General features: G+C 34.8%; 12 protein-coding genes. All 12 read left to right on the top strand.

Translation table 11 applies throughout. The features are described from left to right. Positions 1-8: 8 nt before the first annotated feature. The 12 genes from nrfD (at position 9) to sov (ending at position 20995) form a co-directional block, all read left to right on the top strand. Complete coding sequence (gene nrfD, locus ACW5R3_RS13280) at positions 9-1745, top strand: NrfD/PsrC family molybdoenzyme membrane anchor subunit (protein ID WP_456577500.1); 1737 nt, start codon at positions 9-11, stop codon at positions 1743-1745. 4 nt (positions 1746-1749) lie between these two features. After that, a complete protein-coding gene (locus ACW5R3_RS13275) occupies positions 1750-2283 on the top strand; it encodes a DUF3341 domain-containing protein (protein WP_456577499.1) in 534 nt (177 codons plus the stop codon). A gap of 1 nt (position 2284) precedes the next feature. Further along, complete coding sequence (locus ACW5R3_RS13270; RefSeq protein WP_456577498.1) at positions 2285-2842, top strand: c-type cytochrome; 558 nt, start codon at positions 2285-2287, stop codon at positions 2840-2842. A gap of 24 nt (positions 2843-2866) precedes the next feature. Next, the gene (locus tag ACW5R3_RS13265) at positions 2867-4249 is read left to right on the top strand and encodes a quinol:cytochrome C oxidoreductase (RefSeq protein ID WP_456577497.1); all 1383 of its coding nucleotides are present in this window, start codon (positions 2867-2869) and stop codon (positions 4247-4249) included. A gap of 26 nt (positions 4250-4275) precedes the next feature. Next, the gene (locus ACW5R3_RS13260) at positions 4276-5343 is read left to right on the top strand and encodes a cytochrome c oxidase subunit II (protein ID WP_456577496.1); all 1068 of its coding nucleotides are present in this window, start codon (positions 4276-4278) and stop codon (positions 5341-5343) included. Between the two features lie 34 nt (positions 5344-5377). Beyond that, complete coding sequence (locus ACW5R3_RS13255; RefSeq protein ID WP_456577495.1) at positions 5378-7171, top strand: cytochrome c oxidase subunit I; 1794 nt, start codon at positions 5378-5380, stop codon at positions 7169-7171. A 156-nt stretch (positions 7172-7327) separates the two neighbouring features. Beyond that, a complete protein-coding gene (gene ruvB, locus ACW5R3_RS13250; RefSeq protein WP_456577494.1) occupies positions 7328-8350 on the top strand; it encodes a Holliday junction branch migration DNA helicase RuvB in 1023 nt (340 codons plus the stop codon). 14 nt (positions 8351-8364) lie between these two features. After that, positions 8365-9696 carry a cytochrome P450 gene (locus tag ACW5R3_RS13245; protein ID WP_456577493.1) on the top strand — a complete coding sequence of 444 codons (1332 nt, stop codon included), beginning with the start codon at positions 8365-8367 and terminating at the stop codon, positions 9694-9696. Positions 9697-9761: 65 nt separating this feature from the next. After that, the gene (gene queG / locus ACW5R3_RS13240; protein WP_456578840.1) at positions 9762-10625 is read left to right on the top strand and encodes a tRNA epoxyqueuosine(34) reductase QueG; all 864 of its coding nucleotides are present in this window, start codon (positions 9762-9764) and stop codon (positions 10623-10625) included. A gap of 206 nt (positions 10626-10831) precedes the next feature. Further along, the gene (locus ACW5R3_RS13235; protein ID WP_456577492.1) at positions 10832-13123 is read left to right on the top strand and encodes an NADP-dependent malic enzyme; all 2292 of its coding nucleotides are present in this window, start codon (positions 10832-10834) and stop codon (positions 13121-13123) included. 69 nt (positions 13124-13192) lie between these two features. After that, positions 13193-13774 (top strand): Holliday junction branch migration protein RuvA, encoded by a 582-nt coding sequence (gene ruvA / locus ACW5R3_RS13230; RefSeq protein WP_456577491.1) that lies wholly within the window; start codon positions 13193-13195, stop codon positions 13772-13774. 6 nt (positions 13775-13780) lie between these two features. Continuing rightward, positions 13781-20995, top strand: coding sequence for a T9SS outer membrane translocon Sov/SprA (gene sov, locus ACW5R3_RS13225; protein ID WP_456577490.1), 7215 nt, complete (start codon positions 13781-13783; stop codon positions 20993-20995). The last annotated feature ends 34 nt before the right edge of the window (positions 20996-21029 follow it).

Raw genomic sequence — 21029 nt, 5'->3', positions numbered from 1 at the left:
AAAGGATTATGGCGTCTCATTACGAAGCACCTATTAGAAGACCTTTAGTTACAGGCGAAAAATCATATCACGATGTTACTGTTGATGTGTCAAGACCAGTAGAAGGTAAGGCAAATAAATCTTGGTGGATTGTATTCTCAATAGCACTTATTGCTTTCCTATGGGGAGTAGGGTGTATATTATATACAGTATCAACCGGTATTGGAACTTGGGGTTTAAATAAAACCGTAGGTTGGGCTTGGGATATTACTAACTTCGTTTGGTGGGTTGGTATTGGTCACGCAGGAACATTAATTTCTGCAGTACTATTATTATTCCGTCAAAAATGGAGAATGGCAATTAACCGTTCTGCAGAAGCAATGACAATCTTTGCCGTTGTACAAGCTGGTTTATTCCCAATTATACACATGGGTAGACCATGGTTAGCTTACTGGGTATTACCTATACCTAACCAATTTGGATCACTATGGGTAAACTTTAACTCACCATTACTTTGGGATGTATTCGCCATTTCAACGTATTTATCGGTTTCATTAGTTTTCTGGTGGACTGGTTTATTACCTGATTTTGCCATGTTACGTGATAGAGCTGTTAAGCCTTTCCAAAAGAAAATTTATTCTTTATTAAGTTTTGGTTGGACAGGACGTGCAAAAGATTGGCAACGTTTTGAAGAAGTATCTTTGGTACTTGCAGGTTTAGCTACACCGTTAGTATTATCTGTACACACCATTGTATCTTTTGACTTCGCAACATCTGTTATTCCAGGTTGGCATACAACGATTTTCCCTCCTTACTTCGTAGCAGGGGCAATCTTCTCAGGATTTGCCATGGTAAATACTTTACTTATTATCATGCGTAAAGTATGTAATTTAGAAGATTATATTACCGTACAACATATCGAATTAATGAACATTGTAATTATGCTTACAGGTTCTATAGTTGGTGTGGCTTATATTACTGAGTTATTTGTAGCATGGTACTCTGGAGTTGAATACGAACAATATGCTTTCTTAAACAGAGCAACTGGACCTTATTGGTGGGCTTACTTATGTATGATGAGTTTTAATGTATTCTCACCTCAGTTTATGTGGTTTAAGAAACTTAGAACAAGTATCATGTTCTCATTCTTTATCTCTATTGTAGTAAATGTAGGTATGTGGTTTGAGCGTTTCGTAATTATCGTTACATCATTACACCGTGATTACTTACCATCATCTTGGACAATGTTCTCACCAACGTTTGTTGATATAGGTATCTTTATTGGAACTATTGGTTTCTTCTTCGTACTATTCTTATTGTACTCAAGAACATTCCCAGTAATTGCACAAGCAGAGGTTAAAACGATTTTAAAGTCTTCAGGACAGCGTTATAAAAATATTAGAGAGCGTGGTGATAGTTTAGTTGGAACTGGAGCTGATGCTAGAACATCTAGCCCTGTAACAGCGACACCTAAAACAGCACCGGTATCGGATGTTGACCACACTGAAAAAGTTAACACGTTATTTGGACGTATTGGAACTTTTGATCCAGCTCAGCATACTGCTGATGATCTTCAGAAGATTAATGGTATTGGTCCAAAAATGGAAGAAGTACTAAACAGTATCGGTATTTATACCTACCTACAGGTTAGTAAAATGACTAAAAAAGAATACGACTTGTTAGACGAAATTACAAGTTCTTTCCCAGGAAGAGCAGAACGTGATGATTGGTCTGGACAAGCTAACCAACTAATAAATCAAGCGTAGATAAATGGAGACATCAAAAGTAATTCACGCTATTTATACGGACGACGATGTTTTAATGTCGGCTGTTAAAAAAGTTAAAGCTGAAAAGCATCATATAGAAGAAGTGTTTACACCATTCCCTGTGCATGGTTTAGACAAAGCTATGGGATTAGCGCCAACGCGTTTAGCTATTACATCGTTTATTTATGGATGTATTGGTTTATCGGTAGCTATTACCATGATGAACTTTATCATGATTCAAGATTGGCCACAAGATATTGGTGGTAAACCAAGTTTTAGCTACATTGAAAATATGCCATCATTTGTACCAATTATGTTTGAGCTTACTATCTTTTTTGCAGCTCACTTAATGGTAATCACTTTTTACTTACGTAGTAAATTATGGCCATTTAAAAATGCTGAAAATCCAGATCCAAGAACAACAGATGATCATTTCTTATTGGAGATTTCAATTCATAATAACCAAACTGAATTAGAAAATTTACTGAAAGAAACTGGTGCAGTAGAAATTAATATTGTTGAAAAAGAAGCACATTAATATGAAGGCCTTAATAAAAATAACAATTATAGCATTAGTATTAGTTACAAGCGTATCTTGTAAGAATGATTCAAGTCGTAACTACCAATACATGCCAAATATGTATGAATCGGTAGGTTATGAAACTTATTCAGAATCTGATGCTTTTAGAAATGGTGTTGAAGCACAGTTACCAGCAGAAGGCTCGGTAGCAAGAGGACATATTCCATTTGATATAGAAAATACATTAGAAGGTTTTAACACCGCAAAACAATCTTTAATGAGTCCTTTAGATTCAACACAGATTGATAGTAAAAGAGGTAAAGAGCTTTATGATATTTACTGTGGAATTTGCCACGGAACAAAAGGAGATGGTCAAGGAAACTTGGTTAAACGTGAGAAGATATTAGGTATACCTAGTTATGATGACGTTGGTAGAGCTATAACAGCTGGTAGTATTTATCATACTATTTATTATGGTAAAAATGCTATGGGTTCTTACGCAAATCAACTGAATGAAGAAGAACGTTGGCAAGTTGTGGCTTATGTTTTAGAATTGAAAGCCAATTTAGAAAAATAAGATAGATAAAGATTATATATAGATATGTACACATTCTCAAATAGATTAAAGACATTTTCTATTGCCCTAATTATAATTGGTGCAATAGGTGTTGTTTATGGTTTTATGACATCTCATAAATCTTTTGAAACCGTTGAAACCATGTTAGCTAATGAAGCTTCACACGGTGGTGGTCACGGAGAGAAAGCATCTCATGATGTTGCTACAACACACGATATGAAAGCTGAACATTCAGGTCATGCTGGAAAAGCAGGACATGATGATAAAGCAGGTAGTCATGTTGAAAAACACAAAAAACATGTAGAACATGTACAACACCAAATAGCTAATAGACCATGGTCTGCTATTTATGTTGCTGCATTTTTCTTCTTCATGATAGGTTTAGGTGTTCTAGCATTTTACGCTATTCAATTTGCTGCTCAGGCCGGATGGTCACCTGTTCTTTTCAGAGTTATGGAAGGTATCAGTGCATACGTATTACCTGGTGGTTTAATAGTTTTAGCAATTGCTGTTGCATCTGGTACAATAGGTCATTACAATCTTTTTGTATGGATGGATCCAGAGGTTGTTGCTCATGATAAGTTAATTCAAGGCAAGCAAAGTTATTTAAACCTACCTTGGTTTGTAATTAGAGGTTTAATTTTTATAGCAGGTTGGAGTATCTACAGACATTTTGCACGTAAATTCTCTTTAGCACAAGATAATGCTGATATCAACGATAACAGTAACTTTAAGAAGTCTTTCCGTATTGCGGCTGCATTCTTAGTATTTTACATCTATTCAGAGTCTATTATGTCTTGGGATTGGATTATGAGTGTTGATCCACACTGGTTTAGTACCTTATTTGGATGGTATGTATTTGCAAGTATGTTTGTAAGTGGTATTACAGTAATTGCATTAACAACTATTTATTTAAAGTCTAAAGGTCTTTTAGAATTCGTAAATGATAGTCATATTCATGATTTAGCTAAATTTATGTTTGGTATCAGTATTTTCTGGACATACTTATGGTTCTCTCAATTTATGTTAATATGGTACTCTAATATTCCTGAAGAAGTTACTTACTTCGTATCACGTTTCCAAGATTACCAATTACCATTCTTAGGTATGGTAGTTATGAACTTTGTGTTCCCATTATTACTATTAATGAATAGTGATTTTAAACGTGTACCTTGGTTTATTGTTATGGCAGGTGTTGTTATCCTTGCCGGACATTATTTAGATATATTTGTGATGATAATGCCAGCTACTGTAGGAGACAGATGGTTTATCGGAATCCCTGAAATAAGTGCTATTTTATTGTTTGCTGGTCTGTTTATGTTTGTGGTATTTACTGCCATATCTAAAGCACCTTTATTAGCAAAAGGAAATCCATTTATTAAAGAAAGTGAACATTTTCATTATTAAAAATTAATTAAAGTAGAGAAGAGACAATGACAGCTTTTTTAACAATTATAATAGTTCTTTTTATTGCAGTTGCCATATGGCAAATGGTAAAAATATTTGACTTAGCACAAGTTGGTGTAACAAATAGCCAAGTAGCAACTGAGAAAGATAATAAGATGAATGCCTACTTAATGATAGGTTTCTTAATCTTCATTTATGCCTTAACCATTATCAGTTTTGTTTTATGGGGTGACTTACCACTTCTATCAAACTCGGCTTCAGAGCATGGTCCACAAATTGATAATTTAATGATTATCTCTTTAGTGGTTATATTTATAGTACAAACGCTTACGCAGTTTTTACTTCATTACTTTGCATTTAAGTACCGTGGAGAAAAAGGTAAAAAAGCATTATACTACGCTGATAACAATACTTTAGAGGCTATTTGGACTATAATCCCAGTAATTGTTCTTGCTGGTTTAATTATCTATGGTTTATTTACTTGGACGAGCATTATGAATGTAAGTGAAGATGATGATCCATTAGTAGTTGAATTATATGCACAACAGTTTAACTGGAAAGCACGATATGCAGGTAACGATAATACTTTAGGTAAGGCTAATGTACGTTTAATTGATATCGATAAAGCTAATATCTTAGGTGTTGATGAATCAGACCCTAATGCACAAGATGATATTATTACTACAGAATTACATTTACCTGTAGGTAAGCCAGTATTATTTAAAATGCGTTCACAAGATGTTTTACACTCAGCATATATGCCACACTTTAGAGCACAAATGAACTGTGTTCCTGGTATGATTACTCAGTTTGGTTTCACTCCAACAGTAACAACTGCTGAAATGAGACAAACACCTGAAATTATTGAAAAGGTAGCTAATATTAATTCTATTAGAGTTGATAAAAGTAAAGAGTTAGCAGCTAAAGGTGAGGCAGCTCTTGATCCTTACGAATTTGATTATCTACTTATATGTAATAAAATTTGTGGTAAGTCTCATTACAACATGCAAATGAAAATTATAGTAGAAAGCCAAGAAGAATATGATGCTTGGTTAGCAGAACAAAAAGAATTCAAAGATTCTTTAATTAAGTAATTACAAACGGTTTTAAAAAAGTATATATAAGGTTATGTCAACACACGCAGATACTCACGCTCACGACGACGATCACGGACATCATCATAAAGAAACATTTATTACTAAATACATATTTAGTATAGATCATAAAATGATTGCTAAGCAGTACTTAATTACAGGTACTATTATGGGAATTATAGGTATATTAATGTCTATTATGTTCCGTATTCAAATAGCTTGGCCAGAAGAGCCTAATGTGCTTTTTGAAGCTTTATTAGGAAAATGGGCACCTGATGGTGTTATGGATGCTGATATTTACTTAGCATTAGTAACAATTCACGGTACCATTATGGTATTCTTTGTACTTACTGCAGGTTTAAGTGGTACCTTTAGTAACTTACTTATTCCATTGCAAATTGGTGCTCGTGATATGGCATCTGGTTTCCTTAACATGGTATCTTATTGGTTATTCTTTTTATCAAGTGTAATCATGCTTATATCACTGTTTGTTGAAGCAGGTCCTGCAGCAGCTGGTTGGACAATCTATCCACCATTATCAGCCTTACCAATGGCTCAAGGTGGTTCAGGATTAGGTATGACCCTTTGGCTTGTATCTATGGCTATATTTATTGCATCTTCATTATTAGGATCATTAAATTATGTAGTAACTGTTATTAACTTACGTACAAAAGGTATGTCAATGACACGTTTACCATTAACTATTTGGGCTTTCTTTGTAACAGCTATTATTGGTATCGTATCTTTCCCAGTATTATTATCTGCAGCATTATTATTAATAATGGATAGAAGTTTTGGAACATCATTCTTCTTATCAGATATCTTTATTCAAGGTGAAGTATTACACTACCAAGGTGGTTCACCTGTATTATTCGAACACTTATTCTGGTTCTTAGGACACCCTGAAGTATATATCGTTATTCTTCCTGCTATGGGATTAGTATCAGAAATTATGGCTACAAACTCACGTAAACCAATTTTTGGATACCGTGCCATGATTGTATCTATATTAGCTATTGCTTTCCTTTCAACAATTGTTTGGGGACACCATATGTTCGTATCAGGTATGAATCCTTTCTTAGGTTCTGTATTTACATTTACAACATTATTAATTGCTATTCCATCTGCCGTTAAAGCCTTTAACTGGATTACCACGATATGGAAAGGTAATATTCAAATGAATCCAGCCATGCTGTTTTCTATAGGATTTGTATCAACGTTTATATCTGGTGGTTTAACTGGTATCATATTAGGTGATTCAGCTTTAGATATCAATGTACATGATACGTATTTCGTTATTGCACACTTCCACTTAGTAATGGGTATATCTGCTTTATATGGTATGTTTGCTGGTATTTATCACTGGTACCCAAAAATGTTTGGTCGTATGTTAAACAAGAAATTAGGTTATATTCACTTTTGGATAACAGCTATCTGTGCTTACGGTGTTTTCTTCCCAATGCACTTTATTGGAATGGCAGGTTTACCAAGACGTTATTATACTAACTCTAATTTCCCATTATTTGATGATTTAGCAAACGTAAATGTAGTTATTACTGTATTTGCTATCATAGGAGCTGTAGCACAAATAATTTATTTATATAACTTCTTTGCAAGTATATTTGTAGGTAAGAAAGCAACACAAAACCCTTGGAGAGCTACTACGTTAGAGTGGACGACACCAGTAGAACATGTTCATGGAAATTGGCCAGGCGCTATCCCTCATGTTTACCGTTGGTCATATGACTATAGTAAACCAGGTCATGATGTAGATTTCGTACCTCAAAATGTCCCTTTAAAAGAAGGTGAAGAGGAATTACACCATTAAAAAAATGTTTTTCATTAGTCGAAAAACTTCCAAATAATAAAAGCCTTTCTATGAATTTAGAAAGGCTTTTTTCTTTTTTAGATTATATTCTATAACACACTTCGTATATTTGTTTTAAAGTAAAATTATAATTAGTCCTTTTGCTAAGTACTTATCATGAACGAAAACTTAGACCCTACCAACCAAAATTTTTCTCCGGAAGAAAACGATATAGAAAAAAAGCTAAGACCCTTATCATTTGATGATTTTACGGGGCAAGATCAAGTATTGGAAAATCTTCAAATATTTGTACAAGCGGCTAATGGACGTGATGAAGCATTAGATCATACTTTGTTTCATGGACCTCCTGGTCTTGGTAAAACAACTTTAGCCCACATCTTAGCTAATGAATTAGGTGTAAGTATAAAAGTCACCTCTGGGCCTGTATTAGATAAACCTGGCGATTTAGCAGGTTTACTAACAAATTTAGATGAACGCGATGTTTTATTTATTGATGAAATACATAGATTAAGTCCTATTGTTGAAGAGTATCTATATTCAGCAATGGAAGATTATAAGATTGACATCATGATTGAATCGGGACCTAATGCCCGAACTGTTCAAATAAACCTGAATCCATTTACTTTAATTGGTGCAACTACACGTTCTGGATTACTTACAGCACCAATGCGTGCCCGTTTTGGTATTCAGAGTCGCTTACAGTATTATAATACTCCTTTATTAACTAGTATCGTACAGCGTAGTTCTGCTATTTTGGCTATGCCTATTTCTATGGAGGCTGCTGTTGAAATTGCAGGTAGAAGTCGAGGAACACCTAGGATTGCAAATGCTTTGTTACGACGTGTTAGAGATTTTGCACAAATTAAAGGAGATGGAACAATTGATATTACTATAGCGCGCTTTGCGTTGGAAGCTTTAAACGTTGATGCACATGGCCTAGATGAAATGGATAATAAGATTTTAACCACCATCATTGATAAGTTTAAAGGTGGTCCTGTTGGTATTACAACTTTAGCTACAGCAGTTAGTGAAAGCGCCGAAACAATTGAAGAAGTTTATGAGCCGTTTTTAATACAGCAAGGGTTTATAATGCGTACCCCTCGAGGACGCGAAGTAACTGAACAAGCATATAAGCACTTAGGACGGGTTAAAGGACCAACACAAGGCGGTTTATTTTAATTAATCTCACTAATTTGAAAAACTCAAAACCAATACCGAGCGTCCCTTTAACCAAGTTTTTAACCAATTCCTTACAAATTGTTAAGAACCCATTACCGTTTCATAATGAAAATTTTATAGCTCAAGGTGATGTTTTTAAATTAAAAATAGGTCTTTCTAATAGTGTTGTGTTTATACGGGATGCTGCTTTTGCAGAATATGTTTTAAAAACCAATCAAAAAAATTATCACAAATCCAAAATACAAACCGAAGATTTGGTTAAGTATGTTGGTAAAGGGCTTTTAACAGCCGAAGGTGAACATTGGAAAAAACAACGTAAACTTATACAGCCCGCCTTCCATAAAAAGCAATTAGAAAATCTGCTTGAGAGTATTAAAGGTGCTATTCTTTTAGGATATACTAAAATTAGTACAGATCAAAAAATTGATATTTTTCCTGTTTTAAATGATTTAGCATTTCAAACTGTAGTAACTTCACTATTTAGTGGTGCCGCAGATCAAACAGCTATAAATCGCTTACAGTTTATAACAGAGGAAGCTCAGAAAATGTTAGTAAAAGAATTGCGTCAGCCGTATTTAGGTTGGTGGTTTGATTGGAGTGGTGAAATTGAAAAGCACCTAGCATTAACCCGAGAAGCTCGAGAAATTTTAAAACAAATTGTAAAAGAGCGACGTGAATCTAGCATTAAGCATCATGATTTATTAGATATGCTTTTAGATGCCAGATATGAGGATGGAAATGCAATGGACGAAGCACAGTTAATAGATGAAATATTAATTTTGTTTACAGCAGGTCATGAAACTACTTCAAACGCTTTAACTTTTACAGCTCAGTTACTAGCATTACATCCCGAATGGCAAGAAAAAATATTAGCTGAACGTCAAGTTATCTTAAGTGAAAGTTCAGATTTGATGGGAGTTGTTTCACAATCCAAAATTTGCCAGCAGGTTATTGAAGAAGCCATGCGTTTGTATCCGCCCGTGTATTTTATAGATCGTGTGAATATTGCTGACGATTCATTTAATGGTTTTGATATCCCTACGCAATCCAACTTACTGTTTTCTGTGTATGAAATGCATAGACATCCTGAATTATGGGATCAGCCAGACCAATTTATGCCTGATCGATTTCAAGATGGTAGTCGTAAGTTTTCATCTCAATATTTTCCTTTTGGAGCAGGACCTCGCAAATGCATTGGTAATAACTTTGCTATGTTTGAAATGATATTAGCGGTATCAGAGTTAGTAGCAGGTTTTAAGATTAAGCCTAATTTTGAGACTATTGATATAACTCCACTTATTACTTTAAAGCCTAAAAATGCTTTTCTAACTTTTGAAAATCGATAGTGATACCTAGTACGAAAGCCAAATATAGTAACTTGATTAAAGCTGAAGCCAAGCGTCTCGGTTTTATGTCTTGTGGTATTAGTCCAGCAGAATTTCTAGAAGCAGAAGCACCTCGATTGGAACGTTGGCTAAATAAAAATATGAATGGAGAAATGCGGTATATGGAAAACCATTTCGATAAACGTTTAGATCCTACAAAATTAGTAGAAGGCTCTAAAAGTGTTATTTCTCTTCTATTAAATTATTTTCCTGCCGAAACGCAAAGTACCGATAGCTACAAGATCTCCAAGTATGCATTTGGTACTGATTATCATTTTGTAATTAAAGACAAACTAAAAACATTACTAGAAACCATTCAATCAGAAATAGGTGATGTTTCAGGGCGTGCTTTTGTTGATTCAGCACCGGTGCTGGATAAAGCGTGGGCCGCTAAATCAGGTCTAGGCTGGATTGGTAAACATTCCAATTTATTAACCCAGCAAGTGGGCTCTTTTTATTTTATAGCAGAATTAATAATCGATTTAGAATTAGAATATGATGGTATAACAAGTGATCATTGTGGCACCTGTACAAAATGCATCGATGCCTGTCCTACGGAAGCAATTACAGAACCGTATGTGGTTGATGGTAGCAAGTGTATTTCTTATTTCACAATTGAGCTGAAGGATAATATTCCTTCTGAATTTAAAAACCAGTTTAACGATTGGATGTTTGGTTGCGATATTTGTCAAGATGTATGCCCATGGAACCGCTTTTCAAAAGCGCATAACGAACCACTTTTTAATCCACATCCTGAATTGTTAGAGATGAGCAAGAAAGATTGGGATGAAATAACAGAAGATACGTTTCGCAAAGTATTTAAAAAATCGGCCGTAAAACGCACTAAGTTTTCTGGTTTACAACGAAACATTCGGTTTTTAAAAGCATAAGCCTTTTAGCTTGTCTTATCATATTTTATACTATAGGTTCCTGTCTTCTAGTTACTAAATAGCTTAATAGCCTCAATAGTATTAGGTTTCTGTTTTAATCAATTTAGATAGGTATTGTTACCAAAATAACAACGAAATATTCATATTCAAATAACAAAATAGAAGTCTGACAATGCTTATATTTGCTTCTTAATTATTTTACAATTATGAGCAAGCAAAGCAGAAGAAGAGAAGCATTAGTATATCACGCTAAGCCTACACCGGGGAAAATAAAAGTTGTTCCAACAAAGAAATATGCAAGTCAACGCGATTTATCATTAGCCTATTCACCGGGTGTTGCAGAGCCATGCCTTGAAATAGCTAAAGATGTAGATAACGTTTATAAATATACTACTAAAGGGAATTTAGTAGCTGTAATATCTAATGGAACAGCCGTTTTAGGTCTAGGAAACATTGGACCAGAAGCCTCTAAGCCAGTAATGGAAGGAAAGGGTTTGCTTTTTAAAATATTTGCCGATATAGATGTTTTTGATATTGAAGTTGATACTGAAAATATAGAAGAGTTTATTCAAACGGTTAAAAAGATAGCTCCTACATTTGGTGGGATTAACTTAGAAGATATAAAAGCTCCTGAAGCTTTTGAAATAGAGCGAAGGTTAAAAGAGGAATTAGATATTCCTGTTATGCATGACGATCAGCATGGTACTGCTATAATTTCTGCGGCAGCATTATTAAATGCCTTAGAGATTACAGGTAAAAAAATTGACGAAGTACAAATCGTAATCAGTGGAGCAGGTGCAGCGGCTATTTCATGTTCACGCCTGTATCAAGCTTTTGGTGCCAAGCGCGAAAATATGGTTATGTTAGATAGTAAAGGTGTTATTCGTCAAGATCGAGAAACCTTAACTAAAGAAAAAGCAGAATTTGCAACCCACAGAAAAATTGATACGCTGGATGAAGCGATGAACAATGCTGATGTATTTATCGGACTTTCTACGTCTAATATCGTTTCACCAAACATGTTATTGTCTATGGCAGAAAACCCAATAGTTTTTGCCATGGCTAATCCCGATCCTGAAATTCAATACGATTTGGCTGTAGCTACTCGTAAAGATATTATCATGGCTACAGGTAGAAGTGACCATCCTAACCAAGTTAATAATGTATTAGGTTTCCCATTTATTTTTAGAGGTGCATTAGATGTTCGTGCTACAAAAATTAATGAGGAAATGAAGATGGCAGCAGTTGTTGCCTTGGCTAAGTTAGCTAAAGAACCGGTTCCAGAACAGGTTAATATTGCTTATGGTGAAACACGACTTACCTTTGGTAGGGATTATATTATTCCAAAACCATTTGATCCACGATTAATTTCGCAAGTACCACCAGCTGTAGCAAAAGCAGCAATGAAAAGTGGTGTAGCTAAACATCCAATTTCTGATTGGGATAAGTATGAAAATGAACTTTTAGAACGTTCAGGTTCTGATAATAAAGTAGTACGTTTATTATTAAACCGTGCTAAATTAAGTCCAAAGCGAGTTGTATATGCTGAAGCGGATCATTTAGATGTGTTAAAAGCAGCACAAATTGCCTATGATGAGGGAATTGCTCATCCTATTTTACTTGGACGACGTTCGGTAATTGAAAAACTAAAATTAGAAATAGAGTTTGATGCCGATGTGCCAATTATAGATCCTAAATCGGACGAAGAAGAAGATCGTTTAAAAGCGTATGCTAAAGTATATTGGGAACAACGTAAGCGTAAAGGGGTAACCTTATATTCCGCTGAAAAAATGATGCGTGAGCGTAATTATTTTGCAGCCATGATGGTTAATGAAGGTGATGCCGATGCTTTAATTTCTGGTTTTTCACGTAGCTACCCATCTGTTGTAAAACCGATGTTGGAACTTATTGGTCTAGCACCAGGTTCTACACGTGTGGCAACAACCAATATTATGATGACTCAGCGTGGACCTTTATTTTTAAGTGATACTGCTATAAATATTAACCCTTCAGCAGCCGATTTAGCTAAAATTGCACAAATGACAGCGGGTGTGGTAAAAATGTTCGGAATGGAGCCTGTAATGGCTATGATATCGTATTCTAATTTTGGTTCATCAAAAAATCAAACAGCAATTAAAGTACGTGAAGCCGTAGCATATTTACATCAAAGACATCCTAATTTATTAGTAGATGGTGAACTGCAAGCCGATTTTGCACTAAATAGTGAAATGCTTCAAGATAGTTTTCCGTTTTCTAAATTGGCAGGTAAAAAGGTCAATACGTTAATATTTCCGAATTTAGAATCAGGAAATATCACCTATAAATTGTTGAAAGAATTAAATAAAGCCGACTCTATAGGGCCTATTATGATGGGGATGCGTAAGCCTGTTCATATTTTACAATTAGATGCTAGTGTGGACGAAATTGTAAACATGACAGCTATTGCGGTTATTGATGCACAGCAAAAAGAAAAATATGAACAATCGCAAAAAGGGTGATTCTCAAAACAAACACCTTTGTATTGTCAATAAATTTATTACATTTGAGAGTTAATATCTTGTTAATTAATGATTACACATATTCAAGGAAAACTTGTTGAGAAAAAGCCAACAGGCGTTGTTATAGACTGCAACGGTGTTGGCTATCATTTAAATATTTCGCTTCATACATTTTCGCAAATTCCCGATAACGAAAACCTTAAACTGTATACCCATCTTCAGGTAAAAGAAGATTCGCATACGTTATTTGGTTTTTCGTCTTTAGCAGAGCGTGAAATTTTTAGAATGTTGTTGTCTGTAAGTGGTATTGGCGCCAGTACTGCCCGAACCATGTTGTCGTCATTAACACCTGTACAAGTACGTGAAGGTATTGCCGTTGGGGATGTTGCGTTAATACAATCAATAAAAGGTATTGGTGCAAAAACGGCACAGCGCGTTATCTTAGACTTGAAAGATAAAGTTTTAAAAGTCTATGATATTGATGAAAATTCTACAGCACAAAGCAATACTAATAAAGATGAAGCGTTATCAGCATTGGAGGTTTTAGGCTATACAAAGAAACAGGCAGAACGTGTAGTTGATAAGTTTTTAAAGCAAGAGCCTCAAGCCGATGTCGAAACCATTATTAAGCAAGCGTTAAAAAATTTATAATAGATTTTGAATACAACTAACCCAAATTTATATAAATCAATAAAAAACTACGTACTAATTGTTGGTGCTTTATGTTGTTCCTTAATCACGTGGTCTCAAACAAACCCTGTAAATCAAGATTCTACACAAACGGGGTTTAATATGGGTAATATGCAAATGCCTAATCCGTCTAGTATTGAGTCTAAATACAAGTACGACCCTATTACAGATAGATATATTTATACGGAAACAGTAGGTGATTTTAATATAAATTACCCCATAATTTTAACACCTAAAGAGTATCAAGATTTAATAGTTAAGCAAAGTTTACAGTCGTACTACAAACAAAAAATTGATGCTTTTGAGGGGAAAAAGGAAGGTAGTGAAGAGGAACAGAAAAATTTATTACCCGAATTTTATGTGAATTCCGGTTTCTTTGAAACAATATTTGGAGGTAATACTATTGAGGTTATTCCACAAGGTTCGGTAGAAATGGACTTAGGTATTTTGTTTACAAAGCAAGATAATCCAGCCTTTTCACCGCGAAATAGATCTAGTTTTACATTCGATTTTGATCAACGAATTAGTTTAAGTTTGTTAGGTAAAGTAGGAACTAGACTTCAAATTACAGCCAATTATGATACCGAATCAACTTTTGATTTTCAGAATTTAATTAAATTAGAGTATACCCCAACAGAAGACGATATTATTCAAAAAATTGAAGTAGGTAACGTTAGTATGCCTTTAAATAGTTCTCTAATTACAGGTGCACAAAGTTTATTTGGTGTTAAAACACAATTACAGTTTGGAAAAACGACTATTACGGGTGTGTTTTCCGAACAAAAATCCGATAGAACAACAGTTGTAGCTCAAGGCGGTGGTACTTTAGAAGAGTTTGATTTCTTTGCTAGAGATTATGATGAAAACCGTCACTTCTTTTTAGCGCATTATTTTAGAGATCACTATGATGAGGCTTTAGCTAATTACCCTTATATATTCTCCAATGTTCAAATTACACGTATTGAAGTTTGGATTACCAATAGAACAAACCGAACTGAAAACGTTAGAAATATAGTAGCCCTTCAGGATTTAGGTGAATCTAATTCCGACCCTCTTGCCAATGATATTTTATTAAATCCTATACCTGCAGGATTCTTAAATGCTGGTCCTAATGCATACCCAGATAATAGTAATAATGATTATAATCCAACAACTATTGGTTCTGGTTCCATATTAACAAGTGCTATTCGTGATATTGCAACTGCACAGCAAGGTTTTGGAAGTCTTTCAGCTTCTGTAAGTGAAGGTTCAGATTATGCAAAACTTGAAAACGCAAGAAAACTTACCGAAGGTCAAGAATATACCGTTAATACGCAATTAGGATATATTTCCTTAAACCAACGATTAACCAATGATGAAGTAGTTGCCGTTGCATTCCAGTATACGGTAGGTGGGCAAGTGTATCAAGTTGGTGAATTTGCTAACGGCGGAGTGGATCCAACAGGTGTTGATGACTCTGGAGCTATAACTACTGTTACGAATAATACCTTAGTTTTAAAATTATTAAAGAGTCCTATTACCAATGTTCAGCAGCCTATTTGGGACTTAATGATGAAAAATATATACGATACAGGAGCCTATCAATTAAGTCAAGAAGATTTTAAACTTAATATCTTTTACAATGAAGCGTCTCCTTTAAATTATATATCGCCAGTAGAAGGAACTGCATTTCCAGATTTTGAAGGAAACCCTATTCAAGAAACAACACTACTGCGTTTATTTAATTTAGATAGGTTGAACTTTAATGGCGACCCTCAAAATAATGGTGATGGGTTTTTTGATTTTGTTTCAGGGGTAACAGTCTTACCAGAAAACGGGAAAATTGTTTTCACTAAAGTAGAGCCTTTTGGAGAGTATTTATTTGAAACGCTATCATTATCAAATGCTGAAGATTATACCAATACAGCTACCTATAACCCTAATCAATCCAAGTATGTTTACGACGTGCTTTATAAGGAGACAAAATCGGCGGCATTAGAAGAAGCTGATAAGAATAAATTTAAAATAAAAGGTAGTTATACATCGGAGGGGAGTGATGGTATTCCTATAGGGGCTTTTAATGTTCCTCGTGGTTCGGTTACTGTTACTGCAGGAGGACGAACACTTGTAGAGGGTGTTGATTATACCGTTAATTATTCAGCAGGTACTGTTCAAATTCTAGACGAAGCATTAAAGGCTTCTAATACACCAATTCAAGTATCAACAGAAAACAATGCTGTTTTTGGTCAACAAACGAAGCGTTTTACAGGTATAAATGTCGAACATAAGTTTAACGAGAATTTTGTAATTGGAGGTACGTGGTTACATCTAAACGAACGTCCAATTACTCAGAAAGCCAATTATAGTCAGGAACCTATAAATAATCATATTTTTGGTTTTAATGGAAATTATTCAACCGAAGTGCCCTTTTTAACGCGCTTAGTTAATAAGCTTCCTAATATAGATACAGATGTGATGTCTAATTTATCAGTTAGAGGTGAATTTGCATATTTGGCGCCTGGTTCTCCAAGTGGAACTGACTTTGAAGGAGAAGCCACTTCTTATGTTGATGATTTTGAGGGCTCACAAAATAATATAGATTTAAAATCGCCACAGTCGTGGTTTTTATCAAGTAGACCTCTAGGGATAAATGGTAATAATGACGATCAAAATGGTATAGAGCAAGGATACGATCGTGCATTACTAAACTGGTATACTATTGACCCTATTTTTTACAGTAGTCAAAGTCCAAGCGGTATTAATGACGATGATATTTCGGATCTATACACCAGTCGTGTATTTATCAACGAGCTTTTCCCCGCACAAGATATTGCTCAAGGACAGACAACGGTTTTATATACTTTAGATTTAGCTTACTATCCTAACGAACGTGGACCTTACAATTTTCAAACAAACAATGTAGATATTACTGAAAATGAGTTAACAGTTCCACAAAATAGTTGGGCTGGTATAACAAGAGGTTTAAATTCTACAGATTTTGAGCAAGCTAATGTAGAGTATATTGAATTCTGGTTACAAGATCCATTCCAAGAAAACCCTACAAATCCAGGAGGAAAGCTTGTGTTTAACTTAGGTAATATCTCAGAGGATGTAGTTAAAGATGGTCGTAAACTTTATGAAAACGGCTTACCTATAGATGGGAATGTTATTGGAGTTTTACCGCAATCTGCCTCGTGGAATACAGTTTACCCTCAAAATCAATCGCTTATTTATGCCTTTGATACAACGGGTGATGAGCGTGATAATCAAGATGTTGGTTATGATGGTTTTAGTGATTCTGATGAGCAAGCTGTTTTTACAAATTATGCAGCACTTCAAGATCCAGCTAATGATAATTACGAGTATTTTTTAAATACTGATGGTGATATTTTTCAACGATACAAGCGTTACAATGGTGTAGATGGTAACTCGCCAGATACTTTTTCGGACACAGAGCGTGGTTCAACGTCTCAACCCGATGTTGAGGATGTGAATCGTGATAATACCATGAATACTATTGATAGTTATTATGAGTATGAATTGGATATTAAACCCTCTGATTTAAATATTGATAATAAGTATATTGTAGATATTAAAGCCAATCAAGAGCGTGTAATGCCAAATGGTGAAAACAAAACCCCAGTTTGGTATCAGTTTAGAATTCCTGTTGATGATATTGATAAAACGGCAATTGGCGGTATTTCGGATTTACGATCTATCCGATTTGCACGTATGTATCTTAAAGAGTTTTCTCAGCCAACGGTTATGCGTTTTGGTACGTTAGATTTAGTACGTAGTGAATGGCGTCGTTATACACAAACATTAGATACCGATGAAGGTGATCCTGAATTGGATGCTACCGAATTTTCTGTTGGTGTTGTAAGTACTCTTGAAAACGATGGTAGTTACCAGTCGCCTCCAGGTGTAGATCCAGAAGAGCTTTTTAATAACAATACTGTTATTCGTCAGAACGAACAATCATTACTATTAGATGTATGTGGTTTAGAAACTGAAGATGGTCGTGCTGTATTTAAAAATATCAATGTAGATATGCGTCAATACAAACGATTACGTATGTATATGCACGCCGAAGAAGGTGATCAGCCAGGTTTGGATGACGATGATTTATTTGGTTTCATTCGTATGGGTAATGATTTAACACAGAATTACTACGAAATCATGGTACCGCTTAAAGTTTCTCAAGGTCTTTCACGTGAAGCTTTATGGCCTGAAGCCAATCAAGTAAACTTACCTTTAGAGGTTTTACAACAAATAAAATCGAAAGCCATTGCAGCCGGAAATATTAATAGTTTAGACCCAACTTATTATGATGTTATTCAAGAACAGCTAAGTAATGCAGCTGTTAATGAATACGATCCACTACCAGTAGGTTTATCTGATTCCGATGCTTTCCATCGTGTTGCCATTGTTGGTAATCCTAATTTTGGTGATATTAGAACCCTTATGGTGGGTGTGAAAAACAGAGCAGCTGTAGATAGGTGTGCTGTAGTATGGTTAAATGAATTGCGTTTATCTGATATGGATAGTGATGGCGGTTGGGCTGCTGTTTTAAGTATGGATTCCAATATTGCCGATTTTGCCAGTATTAGTGCAACAGGTCGTAAGAGTACTTCTGGTTTTGGAAGTATCGAGCAAGGACCTGAAGAGCGTAGTTTAGAAGATGTTCAGCAATATGATGTTGTAACAAACGTTAATGTAGGGCAATTATTACCAGAAAAATGGGGTATTCAAATACCGTTTAACTATGGAGTAGGTGAGGAAAAAATTACACCACGTTATGATGAGTATTATCGCGATATAGAACTTGATACCCAATTGGATAACAATGTTAATCAAGATTCCATACTTAACGTAAATGAAAATTTCACCAAACGTAAGAGTATTAATTTTATCGGGGTACGAAAAATACGAACTACCGATGCTACACCGCGTTTTTATGATGTAGAAAATTTCACATTAAACTATTCTTACAATAAAATTGAACACCGTGATTTTGAAATAGAGAGTTCTGTAGATAAAAATGTGCGTACCGGACTTAACTATGCTTATAATTTTGCTCCGTTAAGCGTTGAGCCTTTTAAGAAAAATGATTCATTATTTACAGGTAAATACTGGAAGATTTTAAAGGACTTTAATTTTAATCCACTGCCTGCTAGTTTCACTGTAAATTCAAATATTACCAGACAGTTTAATAAGCAAAAATTTAGAGAACTTGATTTAGGAGGAGACAATATTGGTATTCAAGAACTGTATAGACGTAATTATACATTCGATTTCGGATATACCATTAATTACAACTTAACGAAGTCTCTGTCTATGAATTTTACGGCATCGAATGTGAATATTGTTCGTAATTATTTCCAAAATGATGTTATTCTAAATGGCGAGCAAGATCCAAGTTTAGATGTTTGGGATGGCTTTTTCGACTTTGGTGACCCCAATACCCAATACCAACAATTAGGTGTTAATTATGAAATACCTATAAATAAGATTCCAACCTTTGCCTTTATAGATGCTAATTATTCCTATAGTGGTGAATTTCAATGGCAAAAAGGTTCCGATGTTTTACAAGAATTAGAAATAGATGGTTTAACGTATAATTTAGGAAATGTCGTGTCGAATGCCAATCAGCATAACCTAAACACCTCATTTAATATGAGTAAGTTGTATAATTACGTCGGGTTAAAGAAAAAACCAATCCGTAAAAACGGTGCAGCTTCTCGTTCTAATGCTAAACGTTCACCAACACCACCAGGGCAAAGTCTGCAGCGCTCGGCTCCTAAAGCAGAAACTGAAGATGTAGCCAAGAATAATACAGGAACTAAATTAATGAATACCGGAATTGGTATTGTTACAGCTGTAAAACGTATTCAACTTAACTACTCGGAAACCAATGGTACATATCTACCGGGTTATTTGCAAACACCTGGTTTTATAGGAACATTAAAACCAACAGTAGGATTTACATTTGGTAGTCAGAATGATATTAGAAATATGGCAGCTAGTCGTGGGTGGTTAACATTGTATCCTGATTTTAATGATCAATATCGTGCAACGAAAACAAGACAATTAGACTATTCAGCGAATATTGAACCATTCAAAGATTTAAAAATTGATGTAGTAGGTAACCGTATGTATTCGGAAAGTTATACTGAAAATTATCGAGTTAATGATTTAGGAAGCGAGCTAGAATACGAGTCTCTTACGCCTAATGCATTCGGAAATTTTAATATTTCTACCGTTTTACTTAAAACAGCCTTTAGCGCAAGTGATGAAGTTCAATCGCAAGCATTTAACGAATTCCGTTCCAACCGATTAAAAGTAGCAAACCGATTGGCGGAGGAATTTTATGGTAATGCTGCTTACCCAATAGACTCTGAAGGGTATCCTGTAGGTTTTGGGAAAAATAGTCAAGCCGTTTTATTGCCATCGTTCTTATCTGCTTATACAGGTAAAGATGCCGAAAGCGTATCATTAGGTGCCTTCCGTGATGTGCCAATTCCAAACTGGGATATTAAGTATACCGGTTTAATGAATTTGAAATGGTTTAAGAGTAAATTTAAGCGATTCTCAATTGTTCATGGATACCGCTCTAATTATACCATCAATCAGTTTAGAACAAACTTAGATTATGATGCTAGTAACCCGACAGAAGTTGATCAGAGTGGTAACTTTAAAAACGAAAGCTTATATAGTAATATTAGTTTAAGTGAAATGTTTACACCGCTGTTCCGTATTGATATGGAAATGCGAAACTCTATAAAAATTCTTCTCGAAATGAAGAAAGACCGTTTGTTATCATTAAGTTTTGATAATAACTTGATGACGGAAATTCAAGGTAATGAATATATCGTAGGATTGGGGTATCGCATAAAAGACGTTAGAATTAGAACCAAACTAGCAGGGCCTAAAAAACGAATAGTTAGTGATTTAAATATGAAGGCCGATATATCGGTTCGTGAAAATAAAACTATTATCCGTTATTTAGACTTAGAGAACAATCAAGTAACCTCAGGGCAAACCATTTGGTCTCTTAAATTTTCATCGGATTATGCGTTTAGTAAAAACTTAACGGGTATTTTCTATTTTGATTATGCCTTTTCAGAATATGCTATTTCTACGGCATTTCCGCAAACAACCATTCGCTCGGGGATAACCCTAAGATATACTTTTGGTAATTAATATATAATAGTTTGAAATTAGAAAGCTAATAAAT

This window comes from Algorimicrobium bowmanii (genome assembly GCF_054031195.1).
The sequence above is the reverse complement of the archived record's forward strand: the minus strand, read 5'-3'. Positions and strand labels throughout refer to the sequence as shown.

Bases quoted from the DNA above. Each gene is read 5' to 3' on its own strand.
- ruvB (WP_456577494.1), top strand. From the start codon at position 7,328: ATGAACGAAAACTTAGACCCTACCAACCAAAATTTTTCTCCGGAAGAA.
- ACW5R3_RS13275 (WP_456577499.1), top strand. From the start codon at position 1,750: ATGGAGACATCAAAAGTAATTCACGCTATTTATACGGACGACGATGTT.
- ACW5R3_RS13270 (WP_456577498.1), top strand. From the start codon at position 2,285: ATGAAGGCCTTAATAAAAATAACAATTATAGCATTAGTATTAGTTACA.
- nrfD (WP_456577500.1), top strand. From the start codon at position 9: ATGGCGTCTCATTACGAAGCACCTATTAGAAGACCTTTAGTTACAGGC.
- ACW5R3_RS13235 (WP_456577492.1), top strand. From the start codon at position 10,832: ATGAGCAAGCAAAGCAGAAGAAGAGAAGCATTAGTATATCACGCTAAG.
- queG (WP_456578840.1), top strand. From the start codon at position 9,762: ATGTCTTGTGGTATTAGTCCAGCAGAATTTCTAGAAGCAGAAGCACCT.
- ACW5R3_RS13260 (WP_456577496.1), top strand. From the start codon at position 4,276: ATGACAGCTTTTTTAACAATTATAATAGTTCTTTTTATTGCAGTTGCC.
- ACW5R3_RS13265 (WP_456577497.1), top strand. From the start codon at position 2,867: ATGTACACATTCTCAAATAGATTAAAGACATTTTCTATTGCCCTAATT.
- ACW5R3_RS13255 (WP_456577495.1), top strand. From the start codon at position 5,378: ATGTCAACACACGCAGATACTCACGCTCACGACGACGATCACGGACAT.
- ruvA (WP_456577491.1), top strand. From the start codon at position 13,193: ATGATTACACATATTCAAGGAAAACTTGTTGAGAAAAAGCCAACAGGC.